The 13,900-nt window shown below is 63.7% G+C and carries 11 protein-coding genes; 10 read left to right on the top strand and 1 reads right to left on the bottom strand.

All coding sequences use genetic code 11. From position 1 onward, the window contains the following. The first annotated feature begins 48 nt into the window (after positions 1 to 48). The 7 genes from ACWGTO_RS17165 (at position 49) to ACWGTO_RS17135 (ending at position 6,377) form a co-directional block, all read left to right on the top strand. Positions 49 to 864, top strand: a complete 816-nt coding sequence (locus ACWGTO_RS17165) for an ABC transporter ATP-binding protein (protein WP_454576004.1) — start codon at positions 49 to 51, stop codon at positions 862 to 864. Positions 865 to 918: 54 nt separating this feature from the next. Then, positions 919 to 1,716: a transporter substrate-binding domain-containing protein gene (locus ACWGTO_RS17160; protein WP_454576003.1), complete on the top strand. Its 798-nt coding sequence runs from the start codon at positions 919 to 921 to the stop codon at positions 1,714 to 1,716. Positions 1,717 to 1,873: 157 nt separating this feature from the next. Next, entirely contained in the window at positions 1,874 to 2,587 is a 714-nt protein-coding gene (locus ACWGTO_RS17155; RefSeq protein WP_454576026.1) for an ABC transporter permease, read from the top strand. Next, complete coding sequence (locus ACWGTO_RS17150; RefSeq protein WP_454576002.1) at positions 2,587 to 3,396, top strand: ABC transporter permease; 810 nt, start codon at positions 2,587 to 2,589, stop codon at positions 3,394 to 3,396. Before ACWGTO_RS17155 ends, ACWGTO_RS17150 begins: the two co-directional genes overlap by 1 nt. 110 nt (positions 3,397 to 3,506) lie before the next feature. Then, positions 3,507 to 4,508 (top strand): Ldh family oxidoreductase, encoded by a 1,002-nt coding sequence (locus tag ACWGTO_RS17145; RefSeq protein ID WP_454576001.1) that lies wholly within the window; start codon positions 3,507 to 3,509, stop codon positions 4,506 to 4,508. 327 nt (positions 4,509 to 4,835) lie between these two features. Beyond that, the gene (locus ACWGTO_RS17140) at positions 4,836 to 5,288 is read left to right on the top strand and encodes a DoxX family protein (protein WP_454576000.1); all 453 of its coding nucleotides are present in this window, start codon (positions 4,836 to 4,838) and stop codon (positions 5,286 to 5,288) included. 105 nt (positions 5,289 to 5,393) lie between these two features. After that, positions 5,394 to 6,377, top strand: a complete 984-nt coding sequence (locus ACWGTO_RS17135) for a complex I NDUFA9 subunit family protein (protein ID WP_454575999.1) — start codon at positions 5,394 to 5,396, stop codon at positions 6,375 to 6,377. 12 nt (positions 6,378 to 6,389) lie between these two features. On the opposite strand, the gene ACWGTO_RS17130 is transcribed toward ACWGTO_RS17135, so the two are convergent. Next, positions 6,390 to 7,760, bottom strand: a complete 1,371-nt coding sequence (locus tag ACWGTO_RS17130) for a cytochrome P450 (protein ID WP_454575998.1) — start codon at positions 7,758 to 7,760, stop codon at positions 6,390 to 6,392. A gap of 213 nt (positions 7,761 to 7,973) precedes the next feature. Here ACWGTO_RS17130 and ACWGTO_RS17125 point away from each other — a divergent pair, with 213 nt between their 5' ends. The 3 genes from ACWGTO_RS17125 to gyrB all read left to right on the top strand — a co-directional run bounded on the left by ACWGTO_RS17125 (position 7,974) and on the right by gyrB (position 13,878). Continuing rightward, complete coding sequence (locus ACWGTO_RS17125) at positions 7,974 to 8,540, top strand: NADPH-dependent FMN reductase (RefSeq protein WP_454575997.1); 567 nt, start codon at positions 7,974 to 7,976, stop codon at positions 8,538 to 8,540. A 90-nt stretch (positions 8,541 to 8,630) separates the two neighbouring features. After that, the gene (locus ACWGTO_RS17120) at positions 8,631 to 11,261 is read left to right on the top strand and encodes a caspase family protein (protein WP_454575996.1); all 2,631 of its coding nucleotides are present in this window, start codon (positions 8,631 to 8,633) and stop codon (positions 11,259 to 11,261) included. 145 nt (positions 11,262 to 11,406) lie between these two features. Beyond that, on the top strand, positions 11,407 to 13,878 hold the full coding sequence (gene gyrB, locus ACWGTO_RS17115; RefSeq protein WP_454575995.1) for a DNA topoisomerase (ATP-hydrolyzing) subunit B: 2,472 nt from the start codon (positions 11,407 to 11,409) through the stop codon (positions 13,876 to 13,878). The last annotated feature ends 22 nt before the right edge of the window (positions 13,879 to 13,900 follow it).

Raw genomic sequence — 13,900 nt, 5'->3', positions numbered from 1 at the left:
GATAGACGTTCGACGATCTACGGTCGGCCCTGTGGTAGAGGTCACCCGGTGAGCGCGGTGGGAGCCGCAGTAGTCCAATCCGGCAAGGCGCAGAATAGCGCCGCCGAAGCCATCCATGTCGAAAACCTGCACAAGAAATTCGGCCAGCTGCATGTGCTGAAGGGCGTTTCGCTGTCGGCGCGCGACGGCGAGGTGATCGCCATCATCGGCGGCTCGGGCTCCGGCAAATCGACGCTGCTGCGCTGCATCAACTGCCTGGAAAACCCGACCAGCGGCATCATCCGCGTCAATGGCGAAGAGATCAAACTCAAGGCCGACAGCCATGGCCACACCGTGCCCGCCGACCGCCGGCAGATCGAGCGCATCCGCTCCAAGCTCGGCATGGTGTTCCAGAACTTCAACCTGTGGAGCCACATGACGCTGATCGAGAACGTCATCGAGGTTCCGGTGCATGTGCTGGGCGTCAAGCGCGACGTCGCGATCAGGGAAGCCGAAAAGCTGCTGGCGCGCGTCGGTCTCGCCGAAAAGCGCGACGTCTATCCGGCCTATCTCTCCGGCGGCCAGCAGCAGCGCGCGGCGATCGCCCGTGCCTTGGCCATCAATCCGCGCGTCATGCTGTTCGACGAGCCGACCTCGGCGCTGGACCCGGAGCTGGTCGGCGAGGTGCTGAAGGTGATCGGCGACCTGGCGCGCGAGGGGCGCACCATGGTCCTGGTCACGCATGAAATGAAATTCGCCCGCGAGGTCGCGACCCATGTCGTCTACCTCTACAACGGGCTGGTCGAGGAAGAGGGGCCGCCGGAGCAGATCTTCGGCGCACCGAAATCCGAAAGGCTGAAGCAGTTCATCCGCAACATCGGCTAGGAAAGCCGGGACGGAAGAAAACCGGGAACCAACAACAAACTGGGAGTCGTGAAAATGAAGACTGTTCTGAAAACATTCGCCGCAGCGCTGCTGCTCGGCGTCGCCGCCATGGGCGTGGCCAAAGCCGATCCGGTCAAGATCGGCGTTGCCGCCGAGCCTTATCCGCCCTTCACCTCGCCGGACGCTTCCGGCAAATGGGTCGGCTGGGAAATCGAGTTCATCGACGCCGTATGCGCCGAGGAGAAGCTCGACTGCGTCATCACGCCTGTCGCCTGGGACGGCATCATCCCGGCGCTGACGACCAAGAAGATCGACCTCATCGTCTCTTCGATGTCGATCACCGCCGAACGCGAGAAGACGATCGACTTCTCGGACAAGTACTATAACACGCCGACCGCCATCATCGGCCCGAAGGACCAGAAATTCGGCGCCACGCCAGACGACCTCAAGGGCAAAGTCCTCGGTGTGCAGGTGTCGACCACCCATTCGGCCTATGCCAAGAAGCATTTCGGCTCCACGGCCGCCGAGATCAAGGAATACCAGACGCAGGACGAAGCCAACAACGATCTGGCCGCAGGCCGCCTCGACGCCGTGCAGGCGGATTCGATCGCGCTCGACGCGTTCCTGAAATCGGACCAGGGCAAAGCCTGCTGCGACCTGAAGGGCATGGTGGCTCCCGATGACGAGGTGCTCGGGCCGGGCGTGGGCGCGGGCGTGCGCAAGGAAGACACCGAACTGAAAGGCAAGATCAACGCCGGCATCAAGGCGATCCGCGCCAACGGCAAATATGACGAGATCTCGAAGAAGTACTTCGATTTCGACATTTATGGCGGCGGCGCGCAGTCGAACTGACGATCCTCGCATGAGCTAAGAGGCATGGCGCCAGCGCCATGCCTCCCTGCCCGATCTTTCCCAGACATGCTTGCCGCCGGCGCTGCCGTCGGCGGTTAGAGTCAGCAATCCGGGGGCGACGCTGATCGACGCACTTCTTTCGGCCTCCGCGGCCGGCATCATCGAACTTCTCTCGCCCAACCCGCCGGGCTGGGGCGGAACTCTTTTGCTGGGACTGCTCCATTCGATCGAGATCGCGCTGGGCGCCACGTGCCTCGGTCTCCTGATCGGCACCGGCGGCGCCTTTGGCAAGCTCTATGGCGGCCCGGTCGTGCGCGACCTGCTGGCGGTTTACACTACCATAGTGCGCGCTGTGCCCGAACTGGTGCTGATCCTGCTGCTCTATTATGCCGGGACGGACCTGATCAACCAGGCGCTGACCGCAATGGGCTATCCGCGCGTCGACATCAGCGGCCTTGCCGCAGGCATCGCCGTGCTTGGCTTTGTCCAGGGCGCCTATTCGACCGAGGTGATCCGCGGTGCGATCCTGGCCATTCCGCAGGGCCAGATCGAAGCTGCCCGTGCCTATGGCATGTCGCCCGGGCTGATGTTGCGGCGCATAACGCTGCCGGCAATGCTGCCCTTCGCCATACCGGGCCTCGCCAATCTGTGGCTCATCGCCACGAAGGACACCGCCCTTCTGGCGGTCGTCGGTTTCTACGAACTGGCGCTGGCGACGCGGCAGGCCGCGGGCGTCACCAAAGCCTATTTCACCTTCTTCGTCGCCGCAGGCGTGCTCTATCTCATCCTTTCGCTGGTTTCGAACCTGCTCATCGGCCGCCTTGAGGCCTGGTCGCGGCGCGGCATGCCTTCGCTCAAGGAAGCGCGGTGATGGCCGGAGAAGCGACCATCATCAACGCCGCCGCACGGACGTCGCTATGGCTGCAGCCACACCGTATCGTGCTGATCCTGATCGCCCTGGCGCTGGTGCTCGGGGCCATCTTCTTCATGCGCTGGGACTGGCTGCCGCAATATTATGAAATGGGCCTGCTCGGCATCTGGCGCTCGCTATGGATCCTGGCCGTCACCTGCTTTCTCGGCTTCCTGCTGGCGGTACCGCTCGGGCTGGCGCAGGCCGCGGGCTCTTTCTGGCTCTCCGCTCCCGCCAAGACATTCTGCACCGTCATCCGCGGCACGCCGCTGCTGATCCAGCTGTGGCTGCTCTATTACGGGCTGGGCTCGCTGTTTCCGCAATATCCTTGGATCCGCGAATCCTGGATGTGGCCGTATCTGCGCCAGGCCTGGCCTTACGGCGTGCTGGCGCTGACCTTGTCCTTCGCCGGTTACGAGGGAGAAGTGATGCGCGGCGCCTTTGCCGGTGTGCCCAAGGGGCAGCTCGAGGCTGCCCGCGCTTTCGGCATGAGCCGCTGGAAGATCTTCCGCCGCATCTGGTTGCCGCAGGCCATCTACCGGGCGCTGCCGACGCTGACCGGCGAAACCGTGCTGCAATTGAAGTCGACCCCGCTGGTGGCGACGATCAGCGTCATCGACATTTTTGCCGTTTCGTCCAAGGTGCGGCAGGACACTTATCTCACCTACGAACCCTTGCTGCTCCTGGCTCTGATCTACATGACGATCACCGGCATTCTGGTATTTGCCTTCAGCAAGATCGAGGCGAGGATTCCCAACAAGGTTGGATAGGGAATAGGCAGTAGTGAGTAGTAAGTAGTGAGAATCCGCAAACCCACTTGCTTTCCCTATTCCCTACTGACTACTCCCTGCTCACTCATCACCAATCCAAGGTCCCCACCATGCAACTCTCTCTCGACCAGGCAACAGGGCTGTGCCGGATGGCGGCACTCGGGGCCGGCGCCAATGAGGAGACGGCGCGGTCGCTCACCGCCTCGATCATCGCCGCCGAGGCGGAAGGGCTTTCGACCGTCGGGCTGGCGCACTTCATCGACTACCTCGAAGCGCTGGAAGCCGGCCGCATCGACGGCAATGCCGATCCGGTGATCACCAGGCCGGCGCTCGCCGTCTATCTCTCCGACGCGCGAGGCGGCTTGGCGCATACCGGCTTTGACCGCACCATCGACGACCTCGCCAAGGCGGCAAAGCTGTTCGGCGTCGCCATCTTCTCGCAGAGGAACGCCTATACGTGCGGCGCGCTCGGCTATTTCACCGGGCGTCTGGCGCAACTGGGACTGGTCTCCTTCGCCGCCACCAACGGGCCGGCCGTGCTTGCCGGCTCGGGCTCCGTCAAGCCGGTCTATTGCACCAATCCGATGTCTTTTGCGGCACCCGCCGCCGATGGCGCGCCGCTGGTCATCGACCAGTCGTCGAGCGCCACCGCCTTCGTCAACATCCGCAAGGCGGCCGAGGACGGCAAGAAGATCCCGGAGGGATGGGCGCTGGACGCGAGCGGCAACCCGACCACCGATCCAGCCGCCGCCATGAAAGGCGCCATGCTTGCCTTCGGCGGCCAGCGCGGCGCCAACATCGCGCTGATGGTCGAAGTGCTGGCGGCCGGCATTTCGGGGGCCAACTGGTCGCTCGACGCGCCATGGTTCACCGGCGGACCGGACAGCCCTGGGACCGGCCTGTTCGTGCTTGCCATCGAGCCCAAACTGCTTGATGCGGATTTCGAGCAGCGCATGAGGGACCAGCTCGACCGGCTGCGCCGGCGCTTTGGCGTGCACGTGCCGGGCCGCGCCCGCGCCGAGGCGGCCGAGAAGGCGCAAGCGCGGGGCATCAACGCTCCCAAGGCGGTGGTGCAGCGCATTTCAGAATTCGCTGAGCGCTATTCGGGCTGAGCAGTTCTGCCCGCAACAGATTTTTCCGCGCCTTGGCTGAACCTTTCTGCCGATCGCAACGACCAATAGCTGCCGGGTCGGGTTTGCCCGGCCGGTGTCTTCTGTCGGATGCGTTTAGGGTCGGGGCGGGGGTATGCCGTCTCAGGTCTGCCGCCTCGACCCCTGTCTCGACGGTTGCGTCACCCGGAAAACCCCGCTTCGGCGGGGTTTTCTGCGTTTCGTCGTGCCTGCATGCTAAACCTGATGATGAAAGTTAACTTTTGTTAACTTGACTTGATGGGAGCCATCGGGTGTTTGCGAGGGATCATCACACCAACAGGAGGTACCATGTCCGTAACCACCGACGCTTCCCGCGGCAGACTGATCATCCCAGTGTTTGGCCGTCTGTATTCGTCGTTGCATGACGGCGTGGAAACCCTGCTTCGCGTCGTCGCCGGTGGGTTTCTCACCATCCACGGCTCGCAGAAGATCACCAATCCCTTCGGCGCCGCCGAGATGGTCGAAGGCCTCGGTTTCTATCCCGGCGCGTTCTGGTCGCTGCTTTTGTCCTGCACCGAGTTCTTCGGCGGCATGCTCATTGCCATCGGCCTGCTGACCCGGCCGGCCGCCTTCGCCGGAATGGTCGTGATTCTGGTCACCGTCTGGTTCCACTGGATCACTGTCGGCCAGGGCTTTTCCGGCGCCGAAAAGTCGCTTTTGTGGGCGACGATCCTGTTGTTCTTCGTCATCCGCGGCGGCAACCGCCAGTCGGTCGACGCGCGCATCGGCAAGGCATTCTGACAAGGTCGAAATGGGGGTGGCAGCGACGACGCGTCACCCTTTGCCTTTGGGCCAAAACGGACTATGAAACGGCTTCAGCCAAGCTTTCGAGCGCCGGAGCCAGCCATGACCGAAATCCTGCAGATCCCCAAGCTCGTGGTCGTCTTCGGCGGCTCTGGCTTCGTCGGCCGCCACATCGTGCGGGCGCTGGCCAAACGCGGCTACCGCATCCGGGTTCCGGTGCGGAGGCCCGATCTTGCGGGACATCTGCAGCCACTCGGCAATGTCGGCCAGATCCAGCCGGTGCAGGCCAATGTGCGCGTGCGCTGGTCGGTCGACCGCGCCGTGCAGGGCGCCGACCATGTCATCAACCTGGTCGCCATCCTGCATGAGGGCGGCCGGCAGAAATTCAACACCGTGCACGAGTTCGGCGCCCGCGCCGTCGCCGAAGCCGCGCGCTCGGTCGGCGCCGGGCTCACCCACATTTCGGCGCTGGGCGCCGACCTCGACGCCGAATCCAACTATGCGCGCACCAAGGCGCTCGGCGAAAAGGCAGTCCTGGAAACCATCCCAGACGCCGTCATCTTCCGTCCCTCGATCAATTTCGGCCCCGAGGACAGCTTCTTCAACCGCTTCGCCGACATGGCGCGCTATTCGCCGGTGCTGCCGCTGATCGGCGGCGGCCAGACCAAGTTCCAGCCGGTCTATGTCGGCGATGTCGCCGAGGCGGTGGCGCGCTCGGTCGAAGGCAAGATCAAGGGCGGCCAGATCTACGAGCTCGGCGGCCCGCAAGTGCTTACCTTCAAGCAGTGCATGGAAGAGCTGCTGACCGTGATCGAGCGCAAGCGGCTGCTGGTGCCGGTGCCGTGGTGGGTGGCCAATCTGCAGGCCTCGATCCTCGGCTTGTTGCCCAATCCGCTGCTGACCAAGGACCAGGTGCTGCAGCTGCGCGAGCACAACATCGTCTCGGAGGCGGCGACCAAGGCCAACAGGACGCTTGCCGGCCTCGACATCCAGCCGCAGTCGATTGGCACCATCCTGCCGAGCTACCTCTGGCGCTTCCGCGCCGCCGGCCAGTTCCAGCGCAAGCCTGCAGGCATCGCTAACTAAGGCATCGCGCCGTCAAACGCGCCGAGTGACCTGCATAGGCAGGCCGCCCTGCGGCTGCGTCGTCAGTTTCTGCACCGGCCAGGGCTTTGTTTCCGCCGTCGCATCGAAGCGGAAGCGCGACAGCATGCTGGCCAGCGCAATGATCGCTTCCTGCATGGCGAAGCTGGCGCCGATGCAGATGCGCGGACCGGCGCCGAACGGCAGATACTGGAAGCGGTCGATCTTCTCGCGGTTTCCCGGGTGGAAGCGCTCGGGCATGAAGGCATCGGGCCTGTCCCACAGTTTTCTGTGCCGGTGCACGACCCAGGGCATAACCAGCACGGCGGCGCGCTTCGGGAGCACCAGATCGTTCCACGTCTCCGTCTCGATCGGCTCGCGGTTGATCGACGGCGCCGGCGGATAGAGCCGCAGCGCCTCCTCGAAGGCGGCGCGGGTGAACGGCATGGCGTCCAGCCACATCGTCGGGTCTGGCTCGCGCGCCAGCACGGCATCGATCTCGCGCTCGACCTTTTCGCGCTCCCATGGCGCTTCGGCGAGGCAGTAGAGCGTCCAGCCGAGCGCCCGCGCCGTCGTCTCGTGGCCGGCGCCGATGAAGGTGATGATGTTGTCCTCGACTTCGGCCCGCGTCAGCCCTTCGGGGCCTTCGGCCTTCAGCAGCAGCGTCAGGAAATCCTGCGGCGCTGTGTCGGGGTCGCGCTTCAACCGCTCCTCGCGCATCTTGACCGTATCGGTGACGATCTTGCGGAAGTAGGCCATGGTCTTGCGGCCGCGGATGCGGGTCAGCCGCGGCAGCCATTCGGGCGCGCGCAAAAGGTCGAGCGGATCGACACGGCCCATGGTCTCGAACAGGCGGTCGATCTCCTGCGCGAAACTGCCGGGCTCGCCCGAAATCTCGCCGGAAAACAGCGTTTCGGCGAGGATATCGTAGGTGAGCAGCGTCATGTCGTGGGCGATATCGGACATGCCGCCATTTTCGTAGCGGGTGACGAACTGCATCGTTCGACGCAGCATCGGCTCAGCGAAGCCGAAGATATGGCGCGGCGTGAACACCGGCGCCATCGCCTTGCGCGAGCGCTTCCACACTTCGCCTTCGGCGGTCAACAGGCCGTCGCGCAGGATCGGGCGCAGGATCATCTGGCGCACCGTCGCCATCTTGTAGTTCTTGGCGTTGTCGATCAGCACGTGGCGGATGAGGCCGGGATCGTTGGCGACGATCAGATGCCCGCCGACGCCATTCGCCGAAATCCAGGGTTCGTTGTAAGTGTGCTCGCCCCACAGTTCGAGCGGATTGCGGTAGACGATGCGCATCATCTCCAGCGTCGACGGCGGCGTCGTGCGCGGCTTGGGCGCCGGCGGCACGAAGGGGACGGGCTGCGTGTCCATGAGGTACTCCGCTGATATCCCAATGTAGTGGCTGGCAATCCGGGCGTCCATGTGACCGAAGGGCAGGCCGGAACGCCGTGGTGCGGACGTGCTTCGACAATGTGTTCATCGGATCGTGACCGTCTGTGAAACGGTTCCGCCTTGTCGAGCTGCACACTCTGCCGTAGGTGACAGTCACCAACAGATACTGCCAATCGCCCAGGAGAGCCCGCCTTGAAGCACAAGCTGAACATCATCATAGGCAGCACGCGGCCGGGTCGCGCCGGGCCGGTCTTCGCCCACTGGCTGGAGGGGTTTGCCCGTGAGCACGGCAAATTCGAGCCGGTGCTGACCGACATTGCCGCGTTCCAGCTGCCGGTTCTGGACGAGCCGCATCACCCGAGGCTCGGCAACTACCAGAACGACCACACAAAAGCCTGGTCGAAGGCCATCGATGCCGCCGACGCGTTTGTGTTCGTGGCGCCGGAGTACAATTATTTCGCAGCGCCGGCGATCGTCAACGCGATCGACTACCTCCTCCGCGAGTGGAAGTACAAGCCAGCCGCCATATTCAGCTATGGCGGCGTCTCCGGTGGCCTGCGCGCGGCGCAGGCGCTGAAGCCGCTGCTGACCGCGGTCGGCATCATGCCGATCCCTGAAGGTGTCGCGTTGCCACTGTATCAAAAGCTGCTGGAGAGCGACGACTCCTTCCAGGCCAGCGAACAGGTACAGGGTGGAACCAAGACCATGCTGGACGAGCTGCTGCGCTGGAGCGAGGCGCTGAAACCGATGCGCGCCTGAAAGGGCCGATTTTCGGCCAAAAAGCGCGGCTTGCTCATGCCATAAAGAGATGAAATGGTCGGCAGGTGACTGAGCCGGGGGCGGTTCGACTTGCGTTTTTTGTTTGCCTTGCTGCTGATGCTTGCGACCACCGCCACCGCGGTGGCGGAGCGGCGCGTGGCGCTGGTCATTGCCGATGACGACTACCGGCTGGTGCGGAAGCTCTCCAATCCGGTCAATGACGGCGAGGCGATGGAAGCGGCGCTGAAGAAGCTCGGCTTCGAGGTGGTTCTCGAAACCAATCGGGACCTGCGGCGCATGCGCCGAGCGCTTGACGATTTTCGTGAGGACGCCAAGGGCGCCGATGTGGCGCTGGTGTATTTTTCCGGCCACGGCGTCGAAATCTCCGGCGACAACCGGCTGCTGCCGGTCGACGCCGATGCCTCCTCGCTCGACCAGCTGGAGAAGACCAGCCTGCCACTGGAGGAGGTGCGCGATGCCGTGGCCGCCACGGCAAAGGTCGGGTTGATCGTGCTCGACGCCTGCCGCAGCGATCCGTTCACAGGCGGCAGCGGCAAAGGACGCGGCGCGACATCGCTGATCAAGGATATGGTGGACAAGATCAAGCCGGGCCTCGGACGCGTCGGCAAGGCCGAAAACATCCTGTTCGCCTTTTCGGCGGCGCCCGGAGAGACGGCTGCCGACGGCACCGGCGCGAATTCGCCCTTTACAGCGGCGCTGGCCAAATATCTCGGCACCGACGGGCTCGAAATCCGCTCGGTGCTGACGCTGGTGCAGCAGGAGGTCTACGACCTTTCGCGCGGAAAACAGCTGCCTTATGTCGAGAGCGGGCTGCCGAAGCTGTTCTTCGCCTCGGCGGCCAAGGAGCAGCTGCCAGAGCGCGAACGGCTGCTGCTCGCCATGGCCGACGTCACGCCGGAAATGCGCGGCGCGGTCGAACGGGTCGCCAGCGACGCCGACATGCCGCTGGCGCCGCTCTATGGCGCGCTGATCAGTTCCGACACCAGCCACCTCTCCGGCGAAAGCCTGGACGCCAGGCTGCGCGAGGCCGCCGACGCCTTCGTCAAGGTGCGTGGCGAGATGAAGACGCTGGCCGCCGACGACCCGAAGGTGACCGAACTGCGCCGCCAGGCCGAGGACCAGTTGTCACTCGGCGCCTTCGACGGCGCACGCGTGATCCTCGCCAAGGCTGCCGACGTCGACAACGTCTCGCGCCAGGCATTGAAGGCCAATTTTGTCAGCCGCACACTGTCCGAAGCCGCGACGCGATTTCTGTCAGGCGGCGCGGCGCGCGCCAGCCTCGACTACGCCACCGCCATCAAGGACTATGAAACGGTGCTGTCGCTCTACGGCGAGGCAGGGCAGACCTCGCTCAGCCTGGAGCAGGCCGACCGGCAGAGCCGCACAATGGAAGAACTTGGCATCCTCTACACGACGGTCGGCAATGTCGAAGCAGCTGGCCGCGCCTTTACGGCACTGCTGGCCAATCTCGAGCAGCGGTCGCGTCAGGAAACCGACCCCAGCGTCAAGCGCGATCTCGCCATCAGCCATATCAAGCTCGCCAACATAAAGATGGCGCAAGGCGACCTGCCGGCCTCCCTGCAAAACTATGAGGCGGCCAGGGACATGCTGCAGAATCTGACCGCAGGGGTTTCGGACAAAAACCCCTGGCTCGGCGATCTGGCCATGGCGAACGACAAGATCGGCAACGTACTGGCGACGCAAGGCGATGTGGGTGCGGCAGCCCAAGCCTATCAGCAAAGCCTGGCCATCAAGCAGCAATTGGCCGATGCGGAGCCGAACAGCGTCCATCTGCTGCGCGACCTGACCATTACCTATGACGAAATCGGCGATCTTGCCCGCACCGCCGGCCAGCTGGACGGCGCCCAGACGGCGTTCGAAGAGAGCCTGAGAATTCGGCTGGCGCTGGCGCAAAACAACCCCGATGACCTCAGGCACCAGCACGCTGTCTCCGTGAGCTACACCAGGATCGGGGACGTTCTGCGCGAGCGTGGCGACGCTGCCGGTGCGCTCGACGCCTACAACAAGAGCCAAGGGATCGCCGAAGCGCTTGTGCGACGCGACTCAAACGACACCGATCTGAAGCGCGACCTGTCGGTCGGTTACGCCAAGATCGGCAAAGCTTACAGCGACCAGAAGGATTGGCCGCCCGCGCTGGAGTCCTTCCAGCAGGCGCTGGCCACGGCGCGCGACCTTGCCGCCATCGATCCCGGCAACACGGACTGGCAGCGCGACCTGTCGGTCTGTCTCGAACAGGTCGCCGAGGTGCTTAGAGAGCAGGGCGATGCCGGCGGTGCTCTGCAAAACTATCAGGACAGTCTTGCCATAGCCGACCGGCTGGCCAAGCTCGATCCCGCCAATTCGATCTGGCAACGCGATATGTCGATCACACTGCAGAAGATTGGTTATCTGGAAACCGACCGACGTCACTTTGAGGGTTCCAAGACGGCCTTCGAAGCCAGCCTTGCCATTGCCCAGAAACTGGCCCAGTCCGATCCGGACAATGCGATCTGGCAAATCGATCTGGCACGCGCCTACGTCGCCTATGCCTATGTGGCGAGGGATCCGAAGGCGGCGCTGACCAAGGCGCTCAAGCTGACGCTGGAGCTTGACCGCACGGGAAGGCTGGCGCCCGGAGACAAATTCATGATCAAATATTTGCGCAACCTTCTGGCCCATTCCAGCGCTCGAAAAAAATAGCCGGCTGCGGGCCTGAGATTCGGCCCTGAAATCCCTGCAAACCTTGGAAAACAGGCCATTTGCGCCTATATCTAGGCCATCAAAGCGGCGTGATTCGAAGCCATTATTTCGCGCTGGACATGCGGCATTAATCAGACAGGTTTTCATGAGCGATCAAAGCGACAACGCCAACGGCGCTGAGGCCGAATACGGCGCCGATTCCATCAAGGTTTTGAAGGGGTTGGACGCTGTCCGCAAACGGCCCGGCATGTATATCGGCGACACCGACGACGGCTCGGGCCTGCATCATATGGTCTATGAGGTGGTCGACAACGCCATCGACGAGGCGCTGGCCGGCCATGCCGACCTGGTGACGGTGACGCTCAATCCAGACGGTTCGGTCACCGTTATCGACAATGGCCGCGGCATTCCGACCGATATCCACACCGGAGAAGGCATTTCGGCGGCCGAAGTGATCATGACGCAGCTGCACGCCGGCGGCAAATTCGACCAGAACTCCTACAAGGTATCAGGCGGCCTGCACGGCGTCGGCGTCTCGGTCGTCAACGCGCTGTCGGCCTGGCTGAAGCTGAAGATCCGCCGCAACGGCCAGATTTTCGAAATGAGCTTCACGCACGGCAATTCCGATGCACCGCTGAAGGCGACCGGCAGCTACGAGCAGGACAAGCAGCCCGGCACCTATGAAGGGCGCAGCGGCTCCGAGATCAGCTTCTTTCCGTCGGCCGAGACCTTCACCATGGTCGAGTTCGATTTCGGCACGCTGGAACACCGATTGCGCGAGCTTGCCTTCCTGAATTCGGGTGTGCGCATCGTCTTGACCGATGCCCGCCATGCTGACGTCGTGCGCCACGAGTTGCACTATGATGGCGGCCTGGAAGAGTTCGTCAAATATCTCGACCGGGTCAAGAAACCGCTGATCGACAAGCCGATTGCCATCAAGGCCGAGCGCGACGGCATCACCGTCGAAGTGGCGATGTGGTGGAACGACAGCTACCACGAGAACGTGCTGGCCTTCACCAACAACATACCGCAGCGCGACGGCGGCACCCATCTGGCCGGCTTCCGTGGCGCGCTGACGCGCCAGATCACCGGCTATGGCGAATCGTCGGGCCTGACCAAGAAGGAAAAGGTGGCGCTGATCGGCGACGATTGCCGCGAAGGCTTGACGGCGGTGCTGTCGGTCAAGGTTCCCGACCCGAAGTTCTCCTCGCAGACCAAGGACAAGCTGGTCTCGTCGGAAGTCCGTCCGGTGGTCGAAGGCCTGGTCAACGAGGCGCTCGGCACGTGGCTGGAGGAACACCCGACCGAAGGCAAGGTGGTCATCGACAAGGTGATCCAGGCGGCCGCGGCGCGCGAGGCCGCACGCAAGGCGCGCGATATCACCCGCAAAAGCTCGCTCGGCGTCACCTCGCTGCCCGGCAAGCTCGCCGACTGCCAGGAACGCGACCCGGCAAAATCCGAAATCTTCATCGTTGAGGGTGACTCGGCTGGCGGTTCGGCCAAGGGCGGCCGCTCGCGCCAGAACCAGGCGATCCTGCCACTGCGCGGCAAGATCCTCAATGTCGAGCGCGCGCGCTTCGACCGCATGCTCGGCTCCGAGATGATCGGCACGCTGATCACCGCGCTCGGCACGTCGATCGGCAAGGACGAGTTCAACGCCGACAAATTGCGCTACCACAAGATCATCCTGATGACCGACGCCGACGTCGACGGCGCCCATATCAGGACCTTGCTGCTGACCTTCTTCTTCCGGCAGATGCCGGAGCTGATCGAGCGCGGCCATCTCTACATCGCCCAGCCGCCGCTCTACAAAGTGACGCGCGGCAAGAGCTCGCAATACATCAAGGACGAAAGCGCCTTCGAGGAGTTCCTGATCGGCTCGGGGCTGGAAGAGGCGTCGCTGACGCTTGCCTCCGGCGAAGCGCGAGCCGGACAGGATCTGCGCGGCTCCATCGACGATGCGCTGGCGGTGCGCCAGCTGATCAATGGGCTGCATACGCGCTACAACAGGGGCGTGGTCGAACAGGCGGCGATTGCCGGTGCGCTCAATGCCGACATTTTGAATGACCTCGGTCGCGCCAACGCCATGGCCGAACGCGTCGCCCAGCGCCTCGACATCATTGCCGAGGACACCGAACGCGGCTGGACCGGCCGCCTGTCGACCTCCAATGAAGGCGTCGGCGGCTATGTGTTCGAGCGCACGGTGCGCAGTGTCAAGGAATTCGCGCAGCTCGACGCCGGGCTGATCAATTCGGCCGACGCGCGCCAGCTTGACCGCTATGCGCCGCGCCTCACAGAGGTCTATGGCGAGCCGCCGGTGCTGCGCCGCAAGGATGTCTCCGAAACCATTTCGGGGCCGCTGGCGCTGCTCAATGCGGTGTTTGCGACCGGCCGCAAAGGCCTGACCATGCAGCGCTACAAGGGTCTCGGCGAAATGAACGCCGAACAGCTCTGGGAAACCACGCTCGACCCGAATGTGCGCTCGCTGCTGCAGGTCAAGGTCAACGACGCAACCGATGCCGATTCGCTGTTTTCGCGGTTGATGGGCGACGAGGTCGAGCCGCGGCGCGAATTCATCCAGGACAACGCGCTGTCGGTCGCCAATCTGGATATTTGAGGGCAGGCGCCTTTCCGTCGCT

Source organism: Mesorhizobium sp. PL10 (assembly GCF_053714315.1).
This window is presented reverse-complemented; position numbering and strand designations above follow the sequence as displayed.

What these genes read in the sequence shown, in the direction of transcription:
- ACWGTO_RS17135 (WP_454575999.1), top strand. Translation starts at nt 5,394, where the DNA reads ATGACCGAAATCCTGCAGATCCCCAAGCTCGTGGTCGTCTTCGGCGGC.
- ACWGTO_RS17140 (WP_454576000.1), top strand. Translation starts at nt 4,836, where the DNA reads ATGTCCGTAACCACCGACGCTTCCCGCGGCAGACTGATCATCCCAGTG.
- ACWGTO_RS17150 (WP_454576002.1), top strand. Translation starts at nt 2,587, where the DNA reads ATGGCCGGAGAAGCGACCATCATCAACGCCGCCGCACGGACGTCGCTA.
- ACWGTO_RS17130 (WP_454575998.1), bottom strand. Translation starts at nt 7,760, where the DNA reads ATGGACACGCAGCCCGTCCCCTTCGTGCCGCCGGCGCCCAAGCCGCGC.
- gyrB (WP_454575995.1), top strand. Translation starts at nt 11,407, where the DNA reads ATGAGCGATCAAAGCGACAACGCCAACGGCGCTGAGGCCGAATACGGC.
- ACWGTO_RS17145 (WP_454576001.1), top strand. Translation starts at nt 3,507, where the DNA reads ATGCAACTCTCTCTCGACCAGGCAACAGGGCTGTGCCGGATGGCGGCA.
- ACWGTO_RS17160 (WP_454576003.1), top strand. Translation starts at nt 919, where the DNA reads ATGAAGACTGTTCTGAAAACATTCGCCGCAGCGCTGCTGCTCGGCGTC.